The sequence below is a fragment of the Ralstonia sp. 25mfcol4.1 genome, assembly GCF_900104095.1.
GTDB lineage: Bacteria > Pseudomonadota > Gammaproteobacteria > Burkholderiales > Burkholderiaceae > Cupriavidus.
In genome coordinates this window covers 47,053-62,329 of record NZ_FNJO01000003.1, presented here as the reverse complement: position 1 = coordinate 62,329, position 15,277 = coordinate 47,053, and the positions used below count along the sequence as shown (strand labels likewise).

15 protein-coding genes are annotated in these 15,277 nt (G+C 66.8%); 11 read left to right on the top strand and 4 right to left on the bottom strand.

Annotation, left to right across the window (positions count from 1 at the left end; genetic code table 11):
• The first annotated feature begins 178 nt into the window (after positions 1-178).
• The 7 genes from mltG (at position 179) to BLQ58_RS06305 (ending at position 5,543) form a co-directional block, all read left to right on the top strand.
• Positions 179-1,177, top strand: a complete 999-nt coding sequence (mltG, locus tag BLQ58_RS06335) for an endolytic transglycosylase MltG (RefSeq protein WP_092595671.1) — start codon at positions 179-181, stop codon at positions 1,175-1,177.
• A gap of 4 nt (positions 1,178-1,181) precedes the next feature.
• Positions 1,182-1,784, top strand: a complete 603-nt coding sequence (tmk, locus tag BLQ58_RS06330; protein ID WP_092595669.1) for a dTMP kinase — start codon at positions 1,182-1,184, stop codon at positions 1,782-1,784.
• Between the two features lie 86 nt (positions 1,785-1,870).
• The gene (locus tag BLQ58_RS06325; RefSeq protein WP_092595667.1) at positions 1,871-2,890 is read left to right on the top strand and encodes a DNA polymerase III subunit delta'; all 1,020 of its coding nucleotides are present in this window, start codon (positions 1,871-1,873) and stop codon (positions 2,888-2,890) included.
• Between the two features lie 129 nt (positions 2,891-3,019).
• Positions 3,020-3,439, top strand: a complete 420-nt coding sequence (locus BLQ58_RS06320; protein ID WP_092595665.1) for a PilZ domain-containing protein — start codon at positions 3,020-3,022, stop codon at positions 3,437-3,439.
• Between the two features lie 43 nt (positions 3,440-3,482).
• Positions 3,483-3,992 carry a GNAT family N-acetyltransferase gene (locus tag BLQ58_RS06315; RefSeq protein ID WP_092595663.1) on the top strand — a complete coding sequence of 170 codons (510 nt, stop codon included), beginning with the start codon at positions 3,483-3,485 and terminating at the stop codon, positions 3,990-3,992.
• 17 nt (positions 3,993-4,009) lie between these two features.
• Positions 4,010-4,807 carry a TatD family hydrolase gene (locus BLQ58_RS06310; protein ID WP_092595661.1) on the top strand — a complete coding sequence of 266 codons (798 nt, stop codon included), beginning with the start codon at positions 4,010-4,012 and terminating at the stop codon, positions 4,805-4,807.
• A complete protein-coding gene (locus BLQ58_RS06305) occupies positions 4,800-5,543 on the top strand; it encodes an ankyrin repeat domain-containing protein (RefSeq protein WP_092595659.1) in 744 nt (247 codons plus the stop codon). The genes BLQ58_RS06310 and BLQ58_RS06305 overlap by 8 nt, the downstream gene beginning before the upstream one ends.
• Positions 5,544-5,594: 51 nt before the next feature.
• Here the strand turns inward: BLQ58_RS06305 and BLQ58_RS06300 are convergent, their stop codons facing one another.
• On the bottom strand, positions 5,595-6,671 hold the full coding sequence (locus BLQ58_RS06300) for a J domain-containing protein (RefSeq protein ID WP_092596431.1): 1,077 nt from the start codon (positions 6,669-6,671) through the stop codon (positions 5,595-5,597).
• A 177-nt stretch (positions 6,672-6,848) separates the two neighbouring features.
• Between BLQ58_RS06300 and BLQ58_RS06295 the strand changes: the two genes are divergently transcribed.
• Both BLQ58_RS06295 and BLQ58_RS06290 read left to right on the top strand, forming a co-directional pair.
• Positions 6,849-7,475, top strand: a complete 627-nt coding sequence (locus BLQ58_RS06295) for a hypothetical protein (protein ID WP_139186065.1) — start codon at positions 6,849-6,851, stop codon at positions 7,473-7,475.
• Positions 7,476-7,541: 66 nt separating this feature from the next.
• Complete coding sequence (locus BLQ58_RS06290) at positions 7,542-8,732, top strand: HD-GYP domain-containing protein (protein WP_092595655.1); 1,191 nt, start codon at positions 7,542-7,544, stop codon at positions 8,730-8,732.
• An 18-nt stretch (positions 8,733-8,750) separates the two neighbouring features.
• On the opposite strand, the gene BLQ58_RS06285 is transcribed toward BLQ58_RS06290, so the two are convergent.
• The gene (locus tag BLQ58_RS06285) at positions 8,751-9,644 is read right to left on the bottom strand and encodes a LysR family transcriptional regulator (RefSeq protein ID WP_092595653.1); all 894 of its coding nucleotides are present in this window, start codon (positions 9,642-9,644) and stop codon (positions 8,751-8,753) included.
• Between the two features lie 108 nt (positions 9,645-9,752).
• Between BLQ58_RS06285 and BLQ58_RS06280 the strand changes: the two genes are divergently transcribed.
• Positions 9,753-10,070: a DMT family transporter gene (locus BLQ58_RS06280; RefSeq protein WP_092595651.1), complete on the top strand. Its 318-nt coding sequence runs from the start codon at positions 9,753-9,755 to the stop codon at positions 10,068-10,070.
• A 104-nt stretch (positions 10,071-10,174) separates the two neighbouring features.
• The gene (locus BLQ58_RS06275; protein ID WP_092595649.1) at positions 10,175-11,512 is read left to right on the top strand and encodes a mechanosensitive ion channel family protein; all 1,338 of its coding nucleotides are present in this window, start codon (positions 10,175-10,177) and stop codon (positions 11,510-11,512) included.
• 36 nt (positions 11,513-11,548) lie between these two features.
• Here the strand turns inward: BLQ58_RS06275 and purT are convergent, their stop codons facing one another.
• Both purT and BLQ58_RS06265 read right to left on the bottom strand, forming a co-directional pair.
• Complete coding sequence (gene purT / locus BLQ58_RS06270) at positions 11,549-12,751, bottom strand: formate-dependent phosphoribosylglycinamide formyltransferase (RefSeq protein ID WP_092595647.1); 1,203 nt, start codon at positions 12,749-12,751, stop codon at positions 11,549-11,551.
• A gap of 144 nt (positions 12,752-12,895) precedes the next feature.
• Complete coding sequence (locus BLQ58_RS06265; RefSeq protein ID WP_092595645.1) at positions 12,896-15,076, bottom strand: TonB-dependent siderophore receptor; 2,181 nt, start codon at positions 15,074-15,076, stop codon at positions 12,896-12,898.
• Between the last annotated feature and the right edge of the window lie 201 nt (positions 15,077-15,277).

The following is a 15,277-nucleotide window of genomic DNA, read 5'->3' as shown; positions in this document are numbered from 1 at the left end:
CGGCGACGCAGGCGCGGCCATCGGCGCGGCGGATCACTGCGGGCCGCCAGGTAACGCTCGGTGACACATTGGCCACAAGGCTCCCGGTATTATATGGGCCTGTCGCCATTCCGACCGGCCGCTCCAATGATCCCGACCCGCCGGCGGGGACATGGCGGCCGGTGTTTATTCTTACGCCATGAAACGTCTGTTCCTGCGCCTGGTCGGGGTATTGCTGGTCTTCGCCATGGCCGCCGCCGGCGGCTTTGCCTGGTGGGCCCGCCAGCCGCTTGCCCTGTCCGCATCCCCCGTCGAAGTCATCATCAAGCCGAATTCCGGCGTGGCCAGCGTGGGCCGCCAGATCCAGCGCGGCGGCGTGGGCATGGACCCGCGCCTGTTCCAGCTGCTGGCGCGCGTGACCGGGCATGCCACCGAACTCAAGGCTGGCGGATACCAGTTCGAGACCGGCGTGACACCGCTCGATGTGATCGAAAAGCTGGCCAAGGGCGACGTCACGCACTATGTGGTCACCGTGATCGAGGGCTGGGAATTCCGCAAGATGCGCGCGGCCGTGGACGCCAGTCCGGCCCTGAAGCACGACACGCAGAACATGTCCGATGCCGACCTGATGAAGGCCATCGGCGCGGCCGAGACATCGCCAGAAGGCATGTTCTTTCCCGATACCTACCTCTTCGCACGCGGCAGCAGCGACGTGGAGCTGTACAAACACGCCTACCGCGCCATGCAGAAGCGCCTGAACGATGCCTGGAACGCGCGCTCGCCCGACCTGCCATACAAGACGCCGTACGAGGCGCTGGTCATGGCATCGATCGTCGAAAAGGAGACCGGCCAGGCGGCAGAGCGGGCGCTGATTGCCGCCGTGTTCGTGAACCGGCTGCGCAAGAACATGATGCTGCAGACCGACCCGACCGTGATCTATGGCATCGGGCCGACCTTCGACGGCAACCTGCGCAAGAAAGATCTGCAGACCGACACCCCGTACAATACGTACACCCGGACCGGCCTGCCGCCGACCCCGATCGCGCTGCCAGGCCTGGCATCGCTGGCCGCGGCCACCACGCCGGCGCCTTCCGATGCGCTGTACTTCGTGGCCCGAGGCGACGGCAGCAGCCATTTTTCCAGCTCACTCCCCGAACATAATCGCGCGGTCGACAAGTACCAGCGCGGAAAGCCCTGAATTCATGCGCGGCAGATTCATCACCTTTGAAGGCATCGACGGCGCCGGCAAGAGCACCCATATCGATTGGGTAGCCGGGCGCCTGCGCGAACGCGCAACCGTTGTGACCACCCGCGAGCCGGGCGGCACGCCGCTGGGCGAAGACCTGCGCGGCCTGCTGCTGCACCGGAAGATGGACCTGGAGACCGAGGCGCTGCTGATGTTCGCGGCGCGCCGCGAGCACATTGCCGAGGTCATCGAACCGGCGCTGGCACGCGGCGACTGGGTCATCTCCGATCGCTTCACCGATGCCACGTTCGCCTACCAGGGCGGTGGGCGCGGCCTGCCGCGCGAGCGGCTCGAAGTGCTGGAGCAGTGGGTGCAGGGCAACCTGCAGCCCGACCTGACGCTGTTGTTCGACGTGCCGCTGGAGACGGCGGCGCAGCGCCTGGCCGGTGCCCGCGAGCCGGACAAGTTCGAGGCGGAGTCGCGCGCGTTCTTCGAGCGCACCCGCGCCGAATACCTGCGCCGCGCGGCCGAGGCGCCGGGGCGGTTCCGCGTGATTGATGCCACGCGCTCGATCGACGAGATTCGCGTGACGCTTGAGGAAATCATCTCAAGCCTTTGATTCATTGGATATATATGCGCGCGCTGATGTGGACGGCCTAGGCTCGGACAATACATGAGACGATCGCGCTAACTGACTGATCCGGCATGCTTTATCCCTGGCAACGAGAAGACTGGCAACGGCTGGCCGCGCTACGCGACCGTCTGCCGCACGCGCTGCTGCTGCATGGGCAGCAGGGCATCGGCAAGCGCGACCTGGCGCTGCACTTTGCGCAGGGCCTGCTGTGTGAATCCCCTGTGGCCGATGGCCAGCCCTGCAATACCTGCGGCGCCTGCCACTGGTTCAGCCAGGGCAATCACCCCGATTTCACCGTGGTGCGCCCGGAGGCGCTGGAAGCGGGCGGGGGCGATGCCGAAAGTGACGGCGAAGGCGGCGGCAGCAGCAAGAAGAAGGCGCCCAGCAAGATCATCCGCATGGAGCAGGTGCGTGGGCTGATCGAGGCCGTGGGGGTGGGCACCCATCGCGCCGGCCTGCGCGTGGTGGTGGTGTACCCGCTCGACGCGCTGCAGACCGAGGGTGCCAATGCGTTGCTGAAGACGCTGGAAGAGCCGCCGCCGTCCACCGTGTTCCTGCTGGTGACTGACCGGATCGACCGCGTGCTACCGACGATCCTGTCGCGCTGCCGGCAGTTTTCGGTGGCGCGGCCCACTCACGCCGCGGCGCTGGAATGGTTGCGCACCCAGGGCGTGGCCGATGTCGAGGCCCAGTTGGCGCTGTCGGGCGGTGCGCCGCTGACCGCGCTGCATGCGGCCGAAGCCGAGGAACAGCCGCTGCAGCGGTTGCTGGTGGGCCAGTTGGGCGCCGGCGCCGCGTTCGATCCGCTGGCGGCGGCCGACCAGTTGCAGAAGCTGCCCGTGCCGGCCGTGCTGGGCGTGCTGCAACGCTGGACGTACGATCTGCTGGCGCTGTGCCTGGGGACGGGCACGGTGCGCTATTTCCCGAAGGAGCAGGTCGCGCTCGGCCGCTGCGCCGGCGCCACCGACGCCCATCGACTGCAGGGGTTTGCCGCCCGTCTGGTCAATCATCGGCGTAGCGAGAACCATCCGCTGGCGCCGCGGCTGGTCCTGGAGTCAGTTTTCCTCGATTACCGGCAGTTGTTCCGCTGAAAGCGACAAAAAAGGACCGAAGCGGCCAAAAGCATAGGCATCGATGGGCACACGTGGTAAAAGTCGAGCCACGCAGTTCCCATATTCCATAGCCCGCCTAAGTGGGCAAAAGCACAGCAGGGGTCAAACATGAATGCACCAGTCACGATGCCGCCGCGTCCGGCGGCGGCTGCGCCCGTCAATCCGGCGGGGCCCGCCACGGGCGGCGCGCCGCAGCGGCCGAATGTGCTGTCGCTGTCGATCAAGGACCAGGCGGGGCTCTATGCGGCCTACATGCCGTTCCTGTCGCGCGGCGGCATCTTCGTGCCGTCGAACCGGCCGTTCCGGCTGGGTGAGCAGGTCTTCCTGGTGCTTTCCTTGCTGGACCGGCCGCAGAAATACCAGGTGCAGGGCACCGTGGCCTGGATTACCCCGGCCGGCACGCCGATGAAGACGCCCGGCGTGGGCGTGCATCTGCCGGACGATGACAATGGCCGCATGCTCAAGCGCGCGGTGGAAGAACTGCTGGGCAAGACCATCGAATCCGGACGGCCCACGCAGACCCTGTAACTTCAAGTGAAACGCGAAGCATACTTCGCAAGTATCTGTTTTTATGAGTAATAGTGGCTTTTCGGTGCGTCTGGCGACGCGTGGCGACCTGGCTGGCATCGTCGATATCTACAACAGCACGGTGCCGTCGCGCATGGTGACTGCCGATACGGAGCCGGTGTCCGTGGCTTCGCGCGAAGCCTGGTTCGCGGCGCACCTGCCCGAACGCCGCCCGCTCTGGGTGTGCGAAGCCGCCGATGGCCGCATGGCGGGCTGGGTCAGCTTCTCGGACTTCTACGGTCGTCCCGCCTACGGCGCTACCGCCGAAGTCTCGATCTATCTGCACGAGGATTTCCGTGGCCAGGGTCTGGGCCGGTACCTGCTGGAGCAGGCCATTGCGCATGCGCCCCGGGTCGGCGTCAACACGCTCCTGGGCTTTATCTTCGGCCATAACGCGCCTAGCCTGGCCCTGTTCGAGCGCCATGGCTTCTCGCGCTGGGGCGACCTGCCGCGCGTGGCCGTGCTCGATGGCGTCGAGCGCGATCTCGTGATCCTGGGCCGCCGCCTCGGCTGAGCGCGGAGGAGTACACAATGTTTGTCGATTCCCATTGCCATATCGATTTTCCGGAGCTGGCGCAGCGACTGCCCCAGCTGCTGGAAAACATGAAGACCAACCAGGTCACGCATGCACTGTGCATTTCCGTGACGCTGGAGGATTTTCCGCGCGTGCTGGCGCTGGCCGAACAGCATCCCAACCTCTACGCGTCGGTGGGCGTGCATCCCGACTACGAGGAAGACGCCGAGGAACCGACGCTGGAGCGGCTGGTGACGCTGTCGGCCCATCCGCGCGTAGTGGGTACCGGCGAGACCGGCCTGGACTACTACCGGCTCAACGGCCGCAGCGTCGGCGACATGGAATGGCAGCGCGAGCGTTTCCGCACCCATATCCGCGCCGCCCGCCAGACCGGCAAGCCGCTGATCATCCATACGCGTTCGTCGGCCGACGACACGATCCGGCTGATGCGCGAGGAAAATGCGCGTGAGGCCGGCGGTGTCATGCACTGCTTTACCGAGACCTGGGACATCGCGAAGCAGGCGCTCGACGAAGGCTTCCATATCTCGTTCTCAGGCATTGTCACGTTCAAGAGCGCGGCGGACCTGCAGGAAACCGCCAGGAAGGTGCCGCTGGACCGCATGCTGATCGAGACCGATTCGCCGTACCTGGCGCCCGTGCCGTATCGTGGCAAGACCAACGAACCCGCCTGGGTACGCCACGTGGGCGAGTTCATCGCCCGCCTGCGCGATGTGCCCGTGGAGGCGGTAGCGGAGCAGACGACGGATAACTTCTTCCGTCTTTTCAAGCACATAGACAGGAATGCTCATGCTTGATATCAGGATTCGACGCCTGGCGTCGACGATGGCCCTGGTGGGCCTGACCGCGATGTCGGGCTGCGCGCTGGTGCAGGCCGCACCGGCCGACGACATGCGCAAGGCCGTGGAATTCGATGACGGCAACACGGTGCAGAAGCTGCTGGCCAAGGGCGTGGACCCCAACCTGGTGGACAACCGCGGCAACCCGATGCTGGTGGTGGCGCTTCGCGAAAAGTCGAAGAAGGCGGCCACGGCGCTGATCAAGGCCAGGAACATCGACTTCGACAAGACCAACCCGGCCGGCGAGAACGCGCTGATGATGGCGGCGCTCAACGGCGACCTCGACATGATCAAGCTGATGGTCGATGGCGAGGAGGCCGAGGTCAACAAGAAGGGCTGGGCGCCGCTGCACTATGCCGCGACGAACGGGCACAACGACGTGGTCAAGTATCTGGTGGACCATGCCGCCTATCTGGACGCCGAAAGCCCGAACGGCACCACGCCGCTGATGATGGCGGCACGCGGCGGGCACATCGAGACGGTCAAGCTGCTGCTGGACGAAGGTGCCGACATGCGCCTGAAGAACCAGCAGGGCATGACGGTGATCGACTTCGCCGAGCAGTACAACCAGAAGGAAATCGCCGACGGCCTGAAGTCGCGCTGGCAGAAGCTGTACGGCAATGTGCCGGCAGCGGCGCCCAAGCCGAAGCCATACGTGGTGCCGAACGGTCAGCCCCAGCCCAAGCCCTATTGATCCCTGCTGGACGCTTTCCCGCACCTGCGGGGCCGGCGTCCCGTTCCCGGCTCAGGGAAATTCGCGCTCGGAGATGGTCACCGAGCGCGATGTGCCGCCCGGTACCGCATACAGCTTGAAGACATTGCGGTTGGCGCTGGTGCCGGCCGCCTCGCGGATTTCTGACAGATCGAAGCGTTCCGAGCGGAAGATCTCGCCCGAGTCCAGGCTCTGGTAGCGCAGGTCATAGGCGCCGGGCGAGATATTTTCCATCGTGAACGACGATCCGCCGCGCACGAAGCTCGTGCGCACCGGCAGCGGCGCATTGCCGTCCACGGCCACGAGTTTCAGCAGTACGTCCGACGCGCTGCCGGAATTGTCGACCGTCAGCGTCGACAGCCCATTCCCGTTGAGTACCGGATAGCCCGGCAGATAGCCAGAATGATCGGGCCAGGGCATGCCGCGCGGCGTCATCGCCGGCCGGGTGTAGCCACGATCGCGGGCAACCAGCTGCACTCCCGGTGACACCGATCTGGCCAAAGCCTGCGCGGCGCTGGCCGGCACGGCCCGGGCGTCGGGGCTGCCCGCCGTGGCTTCGCCGGTGCCCGACCAGTCTCCCAGCATGATCACGATGATCGCGCCGATGGCCGCATACAGCGCGACCGAGCCGTATTTTGGCAGCGGTACGGCGGGTCCGTCGGACGCACGTTCGCGGGCCGCACGCCGGGTGCGCTCCTGGCGGTCCGGACGCGCCTTGCGCGAACGGAAGGGCGGCGCATCGGTGGGCTCCGGATCGGCGGCGCGCGCCTGCTGCCCGGGGCGGGAAGCCGCCTGTCGCGCGGCCTGCTGGCGTTGTGCGGCCTGGCGCTGGGCCTGGGCCGCCGCTGCCCGCTGGGCCTGCGCCTGGCGCTGCGTCCGCTCGGCCTCGCGTTTTTCCTCGGCGATGATCCACTGGTCGTGCTCGGCGCGGCGCTCGGGGTCGCGCAGCACTTCATAGGCGGCGTTCAGCAGCCGCATGATGCGGTTGGCTTCCTCGCTGTCGGCGTGCCGGTCGGGATGATATTTCTGGCTCAAGGACTTGTAGGCGGCCCGAATCACTTCGGTCGGGGCGTCGCGTGAAACCTTGAGGTTGTCGTAGTGGGTGTGCATCAAGCAGAAAGACGCAATGGCGGTGGTCGACAACAGATAACGGCAAGTCGCCGCGAATATCAAGCCTGATCGCGCGGGCCGGGCCTGGCGCGGACAAGTCTCGCGCAACCGGGGGATGGGGTCTGCGGGGTGGCGAACAAAGCGCCGCCGGCACGTGCTGACCGGATGGAGGATGCCATGCCCGGCCCGCGCCGGGGCGGGAAACGCGCGCGGCGGCCTGCCTGGCGCCGACGCTGCTGGCGCCGCGCCGCGCCGCCGCGCCGCCGCGCCGTTGCGCTGGCGAGGCTACGACCCCATGCCCTGGCGCTGCTGGTGGTGGCTTCGGTGGCGAGCGGTGTCTGGATGCTGTCGACCGCCATCGACCTGTCGCGCATGTCCTGGCATCCGGGGGTGGCGCGCGATGTGTCGGTCTGCGTGGCGGGGCTGGCCGGCGTCACGGCCTTGCGCATCGCGCCGTGGCCGCTGGTGTTGTTTTTTGGCGGCAACATGGTCTGGATGGCCCTGACTTTTGGCATGCTCTTCGTCGACGCGCAAACGCGGCTGTGCGCCAACTACCTGCTGGGTGACCAGCGCGTGGCCGGCTTCGGGCTGATCGTCGGTGCCGTCGGTCTCGGCGCGTGGCTGCTGGCCCGGGTCGCGTGGGTGGCGTTGGCGGATGCGGATGCGGATGCGGATGCGGATGCGGATGCGGATGCGGATGCGGATGCCGCAGGATCGGCGCGCCAGCAGAAAACACTAAAGAAATCCAGCTGCCTGCCGATAATGGCGGCCAATGATGAGCATCAGAGCGAGGGGCCAGCCTGACCAGAGCCCCGCTTGAACGGGTACGCGAGGCAGGGGCTTCGTGCGCCATTTGATAGGGGCGAGTGCATGCTGAGAAGAATCAAGGCGGAACAGCTGCAGATTGGCATGTTCGTGGCAAGGCTGGGCGGGCCGTGGATCAATCACCCGTTCTGGCGCTCGCGTTTTCTGGTGACGAGCGACGAGCAGGTGGAGCAGATCCAGTCGGCCAACGTGCAGGACGTCTGGATCGACATCCTCAAGGGCCGGAACCTGCCGACACCGGCGGCGCCGGAAACGATGGAGGCCGACGACGCCAGCGACGATCCCGAGTCGAGTTTCGAGGACGAACTGGAGCGTGCGCGCGAACTGATCAAGACCGGCCGCGTGCTGGTCGGCAACCTGTTCAACGACGTCCGCATGGGCCGCGCGCTCGAAACCAACGGCGCGCTGCTGCTGGTGGACTCGGCGTCGACATCGCTGTCGCGCCATTCGCAGGCGCTGCTGGCCATGGCCCGGCTCAAGGTCAAGGACGACTACACGTACCTGCATTCGTTCTCGGTCTGCGCGCTGATGATCGCCGTGGGCCGCAACCTCAAGCTGCCGGACGGCGAGGTGCGCGAACTGGGCCTGGCCGGGCTGGTGCACGATATCGGCAAGCTGACGCTGCCCGAGTCCCTGCTGATGAAGGGCGGCGACCTGTCGCCATCGGAAGAGGAGCAGATGCGCCGCCATCCGTCGGCCGGCTACCGCATCCTGAACGAGGCTCGGCTCTACACCAACATTCCGCTCGATGTCTGCGTGCACCACCATGAGCGGGTGGACGGGCGCGGCTACCCGTTCGGGCTGCTGGAGCACGAGATCAGCGTGCACGCCAAGATCGCGGCCATCTGCGACACCTACGATTCGCTGACCTCGCCGCGCCCGAACCACCCGGCGTGGTCGCCGGCGCGCGCCATGGAATACATCGCGGTGCGCGTGGACACGCTGTTCGACCGCCGCGTGTTCAAGGCGTTTACGCGCACCATCGGCATCTACCCGCTGGGCACCGTGCTGCGGCTGCGTTCGGGCCGGCTGGCGGTAGTGTGCGGCCAGAACGAAGGCGAGCCGCTGCGGCCGCGGGTGATGGTGTTCTACTCGGTGACCGATGCCAGGCCGTTGCCCCCCGAGGTGCTGGACCTGACCCAGGCCGACGACACCGTGATCGCGTTCGAGGACGCCCGCCAGTGGGGCTTCAGCGACGAACAGCTCATGGCGATGTACGCGCCGCACGCAAAGTAGGGCGGCGCGCAGGGGGTCTCAGTCCTGCAGTACCCAGGGCGACAGCCGCAGCGCGTCGGTGACGAAGTCGTTGAAGGCGCGCACGCGGGCGCTGTGACGCAGGTCCGGATGGGTCAGCAGCCACAGCGGGGTGTCGAGCGCCGGGTCGGGTTCGTCCAGCCGCACCAGCGACGCGTCGGCATCGCCCAGCATGCATAGCAGCATGCCGGCGCCCATGCCAAGCCGTACGGCCTGCGCCATGGCCACCAGGCTGTCCGCGCGCACGGCGCAGCGGTCCGGAGACACGTTGGCCAGCGCCCAGCGGGACTGCGCCAGATGCGCGAGGCTGTCGTCGGGCACTACCCACCAGTGGCCGGGCCAGTGCGCCTGGGCGGGCGCTTCCATGCGGCCCAGATAATCGCGCGACGCATAGGGCGCGGTCTGCAGCCGTCCCACGTGCCGGCCCAGCAGGTGCTCGGGCGGCGCCGAGGCTGGCCGAACGGCCACGTCGGCCTCTCGGCGGGTCAGGTTCAGGAAGTTGTTGTGGATCACCACCTGCAGTTCGATACGGGGATGCCGGGCCCTGAAATCGGCCAGGATCGGCATCAGCAGCCCATAGGCGAGCGTATCGGTGGTGGTCACGCGCAGCGGGCCGCCCAGTTCGGTGTCGCGCCCGGCCAGCACGCGCTGGGCGGCGTCGATCTGTTCGCCCACGCCGTCAAGCTGCCCGGCCAGCGTTTCGCCGGCCGGCGTCATCACATAGCCGCCCAGGTCTCGCGAAAACAGCCGTGTGCCCAGGTCTTCCTCCAGCTTGTTCAGCCGCCGCAGCACGGTCGAATGATTGACCCGCAGCGCCCGCGCCGCCGCCGCCAGCGACCCGTGCCGGCTCACGGCCAGGAAGACGCGCAGGTCGTCCCAGTCTGCCTCCTGCATTTTTGCATTGCCTTTCCGCGATTTGTGCGAATGGTTATGCCGATCTGCAGAGCCTACAGTGTGGCGGAAGGAAGGGCAACCGGGGTTGTCCGATAGGAGGAGAGCACCATGGCGTGGACGCTGTTGGTCGTGGCGGGACTGATCGAGATCGTGATGGCGCTGGCGCTGAAGCACACCGATGGCTGGACGCGCCCCGTGCCGACGCTGCTGGGCATTGGCGCGGCGCTGGCCAGCATCTACCTGCTCAGCGCGGCGTTGCGGCAACTGCCGGTGGGCACCGCCTATGCGGTCTGGACCGGCATCGGGGCCATTGGCGTGACGCTGGTGGGCATCCTGTTCCTGGGCGAAAGCGCGTCGCCGGCCCGGCTGGCGCTGATCGCGCTGATCTTCGTCGGGATCGGCGGCCTGAAGCTGCTTCCGGCTTGAGACAAGTCCGAATTTGCAGGATCAGGCACGCAAAGTGTGGCGCCGGGGCGCATGGCTAGTAGACTTGTCGCCTGTTCCGAACCGAATGCCTTTGCATTGCCTTGATGACATTTGACGCCCTGCTGGACCTGTTCCAGCAACGCATTCCCGCCCATCCGTGGGCGCAGATCTCGCTTTATGTGCTGGCGCTGATGGTGATTGCCGCCATCGCGCAGTGGCTGGTGGCCCGTGTGGTGGGCCGTGTGGTGTATCGCGTGCTGAGCCTGTCGGGCAACCGCGACTGGGCGGCCGCGCTGATGCGCCACCGCACCTACCGCCGGCTGGGCTACGCGGTGTTCCTGGCAGTGATCACGGTCGGCATCAGCCAGGTGCCGGACCTGGGCAAGTTCTCGATCCTGATCGAGCGGCTGGCGCATGCCGGCACGTGGGTCAGCGTGTTCCTGATGCTGTCGGGCGTGCTTGGCGCCTGGCAGACCGTCTTCGCCAACAGCCGCCGCGCGCAGACGCGCTCGATCAAGGGGTACGTGCAGATCGCCCAGCTGGCGCTGTGGCTGGTGTGCGGGGTGCTGGTGCTGTCGATCCTGATCGATCGCTCCCCGCTGTGGATGCTGTCCGGTATTGGCGCGCTTTCGGCGGTGCTGCTGCTGGTGTTCAAGGACACGCTGCTGTCGCTGGTAGCCAGTACGCAGCTGACATCGAACGACATGCTGCGCATCGGTGACTGGATCGAGATGCCGCAGTCGAATGCCGACGGCTTCGTCATGGACATCGCGCTGCACACGGTCAAGGTCAAGAACTGGGACAACACCGTGACCACGGTGCCGACCTACAAGCTGTTCTCGGAGAGCTACCGCAACTACCGGCACATGTTCGAGTCCGGCGCCCGGCGCATCAAGCGCACGCTGCGCATCGACGCCACGTCGGTACGGTTTCTGGACGATGCCGAAGTGCGCGCGCTGATGCGCTTCCGGCTGCTGCACGACTACCTGGAGGTCAAGCAGCAGGAGGTCGAACAGACCAACCGGGCGCTGCAGGGCCCCGACGCCGATCCCGTGAACCGGCGCCGGCTGACCAACCTGGGCACGTTCCGCGCCTATGGCATCGCGTTCCTGCGCGCGCATCCGGATATCCATCACGACCTGCTGCTGAACCTGCGCATGATGGAACCGGACTCGCAGGGCATTCCGATCGAGGTCTACTGCTTCAGCACGCGTACGGGCTGGATGGACTACGAGCGCATCCAGGGCGATATCTTCGACCACCTGTTTGCGATCCTGCCGGAGCTGGGGCTACGCCTGTACCAGGCGCCGTCTGGGGCCGACCTGAGCGGCCTGCGCGATTCGCCGCGCGGCGCGCATGCGGCGCTGGCCGCGGCGGCGGCCGACCCGGGCGCGCGCGAGCCGATGGCGGCGCCCACGGACCGGGCAGACCGGGTGATGTGACGGGAGTCAACCGTCGGGCCGTGCGTCAGGGGGTGCTCAGGCCTTGCGCGGCTTGACCTTGCTGGCGGCTTCCTTGGCGCGATGGCGGGCGGTATCGACATCGCCGGCGTAGGCCAGCGCCACGCCCATGCGGCGCTTGGTGAACGACTCGGGCTTGCCAAAGAGGCGCAGCTCGGTCTGCGGCACACGCAGGGCATCGTCCACGCCGTCGAACACGATGCCTTGGGCGTCGACGCCGCCGTAGATCACCGCGCTGGCACCCGGGGCGCGCAGGCTGGTGTCGACCGGCAGGCCGAGGATGGCCCGGGCGTGCAGCTCGAATTCGTTCTGCCACTGCGAGATCATCGTCACCATGCCGGTGTCATGCGGACGCGGGCTGACTTCACTGAACCAGACCTGCTCGCCCTTGACGAACAGTTCCACGCCGAACAGGCCCTGGCCGCCCAGATCCGCCGTCACTGCGCGGGCGATATGCTGGGCCGTTTCCAGCGCCTTCGGGTGCATCGGGTGCGGCTGCCAGCTTTCCACGTAGTCGCCAGCCACCTGCACGTGGCCGATCGGCTCGCAGAATTGCGTTTCCACCTGGCCATTGGCTCCGACCGCGCGCACGGTCAGCAGCGTGATTTCATAGTCGAAATCGATGAAGCCTTCCACGATGATGCGGCCGTGGCTGACGCGGCCGCCGGCCATGGCGTAGTCCCACGCCGCCTTGACGCCCTCGGGGCCGTCGATCTTGCTCTGGCCCTTGCCCGAGCTGCTCATGACCGGCTTGACCACGCACGGGTAGCCGATGCCGCCGTCGATGGCAGCCTGCAGTTCTTCGAGCGAATCGCAGAACTTGTACGGGCTGGTGGGCAGGCCCAGCGTTTCGGCGGCCAGGCGGCGGATGCCCTCGCGGTCCATCGTCAGGCGCGCCGCGCGGGCGGTGGGGATCACGCGGACCACGCCGGCGGCTTCCAGGGCCTCAAGCATCGGCGTGGCGATGGCTTCGATCTCCGGCACCACCAGGTCGGGGCGCTCGGCTTCGATCAGCGCCTTGAGCTGGTCGCCATCGCTCATCGTGATGGTGCGCGCGCGGTGCGCCACCTGCTGACCCGGCGCGTTCTCGTAGCGGTCCACGGCAATGGTTTCCACGCCCAGACGCTGCAGCGCGATCAGCACTTCCTTGCCAAGCTCGCCGGAGCCCAGCAGCATGACTTTGGTGGCGGACGGGGAGAGGGGGGTTCCAAGGGTGGTCATGGCGGGGGCTCGGCGGGAAGGAAAAAACGGGATTGTATACGGCTGGCAGGGGCACGGGCCAGCGTCGCGCCAAAAACGGAAAGCCCCGCCGGAGCGGGGCCTTTCCACGGTCTCTGGCCTGACTCAGGCCATCGGGGCCGGCAATCAGTAGGCGATCTTCGCGCTCAGGCTGATGGCGCGCGGGTCGGCCGGCTGGGCGTAGTTTTCGTACTGGAAGGCCCAGTATCGCTTGTTGGTCAGGTTGGTCAGCGCCGCGCGCAGCGTTAGCTCCTTGCCGGACACGCGCGTGTTGTACGTGGCGCCGAGGTTGAACACCGTGTACCCGCCGAGGTTCAGGTTGTTGGCGGCGTCGGCCTTCATCGGACCGGTGTACTTGCCGTCCACGCCCACCTTCAGGCCAGGCACGAACGGAATGCGGTACGCCACGCGCCCTGTCAGCATGAAGTTAGGGGCGCCCGCCACGCGGTTGCCGATGTTGGTATCGCCTTCGGTGTACTCGGTGTGCAGGAACATCGCGCTGCCGCCCACTTCCCACTGCGAGCCGATCCGCGACGAGCCGGCCAGTTCCAGGCCCTGATAGACCGACTGGCCATCCTGCACGAAGGTCGGCAGCGCGCCCGCGCCGTTGTCGCGCGAGAATTCGCTGCGGCGCTCGATGCGGAACAGCGCGGCGGTACCGGTCCAGACGCCCTGGTCGGTCTTGGCGCCCACCTCGTACTGGCGGCTCTTGGCCGGCGTCAGGCCCTGGCCGGCGTTCGCGTAGTTGGTGGCCACCACGCCGCCACCGTCGAACGACTCCACGTAGCTGGCGTACAGCGTGGTGCTTGGCATCGGCTTGAACATGATCGCCGCGGTGGGCGTCAGCAGGCCGTTCTTGGTGAAGCTGGTGTCACCCGTGCCCGTGCCGGTAAAGCTGTTCTGTTCGTAATTGGTCACGCGCAGGCCGGCCAGCACCGACCACTTGTCGGTCAGGTGCATCGTGTCGCTGACGAAGGCGGCCTTCTGGGTGGTATCGCCGGCGCGGTACTTCTGGAACGCCGTGTTGCTGTAGTGCACGCCCGTGTACGGACCATACAGGTTGCCGGAGGCCAGCAACGGGTCGTTGAAGAAGTTGCTGGTATAGCGGTCGATCTGCTGCTGCCAGCTCACGCCGGCCACCAGCTCGTGGCGGAACTGGCCGGTGCGGAACTTGCCCTCGACCATCGTCGTCCAGTTGCTGAACTGCTGGTTCTCGGCGCCGTCGTAGCGCGAGCTGGTGTAGTTGCCGGCAGCGTCCGACACGAAGAACGTGCTTTCGTTGCGGCTGCGCGCCTGCTTGCTGAAACTGTAGGTCGTGCTGACCGTCCAGTCGGGGTTCAGGTTGTAGCGCAGGCCGGTCTGGTAGACCTGGAGGTTCGAGTAGAAATGCGTGTCCGGACCGGCGTAGAGACCGCCGCGGCCGCTGATCACGCCGGGCAGCTGGTTGCCGCCGAGGCCGCCAAAGTAGAACGACGGCGTCGCGCCCCAGGTATTGCGGTCCTGGTAGATGCTGTCGAACGTCCAGGTCAGGTCGCGCGTGATGCGGGCATCCAGGCCCAGCGACACCGAATTGCGGTTGATGCCCACGGCATTGGCCGGCTTGCCTTCCTCGTGCGTCACGTTCAGGCGGTAGCCGAACATATTGTCCGGGCCGGCCCGGCCGCCCACGTCCACGTGCTCCGTCCATACATGCGACGACCGGTAGCCCAGTTCCACGCTGGCCGTGAACTGGTCCGTCGGCTTCTTCGTCACGTAGTTGACCGTGCCGCCCGGGTTGCCAAAGCCGTACATGAAGCCGGACGCGCCCTTGAGCAGTTCCACCTGTTCAAGCTGCTCGTAGGGCAGCGTAATGCCGTAGGCGATGAACGGCATGCCGTTGATCTTGTACGCATTGCGCCAGTCCAGCTGCAGGCCGCGCACGGTGGTGTACGACGCCCAGGCGTTGTTGCCGTTGCTGTTGTCCGACACCGAGGCGTCGTTGAAGAACACATCGCCCACCTTGGTCACCTGGCGGTCAGCCAGGTCTTCGCCGCTTACGACCGTGGTGGAGAACGGCGTGTCCAGCTGCGAGCGGCTGCCCAGCGCACCGCCGGAAGCCTTTTTCCGAAGCTGCGGACCCAGATCGATGTCCTGCGTGGCGCTCACGGTCACCGACGGCAGGGCCTGTTCGGCCGGCGCGGTCTGGGCCATGGCAGCGCCGCACAGCGGAAAGCCGGCGAGGACGGCCATGCGGGCAAAGGCGGCGAGAGGGCGGATGCGCGAAGGTGCGTGCTGGCGGCGGGATGCCGGCGACGGGCAGGACGTCATGGTGCGGTTTGGCTCACAAATGAAAACGTAAACCGTAATGCGAACAACTCGCATTACGGAATCAAGGGGCGAATGATGCCCAGTGAGCCGTTGAATCGTCAAGGAAAAGCCATGGTCCCGGCACGGCCTTCGTCATATTTCCAACACGTCGCCGCGTGGATGCAATCCGGACAAGACAGGCGCGCCGGTCCGCTGCTTGCC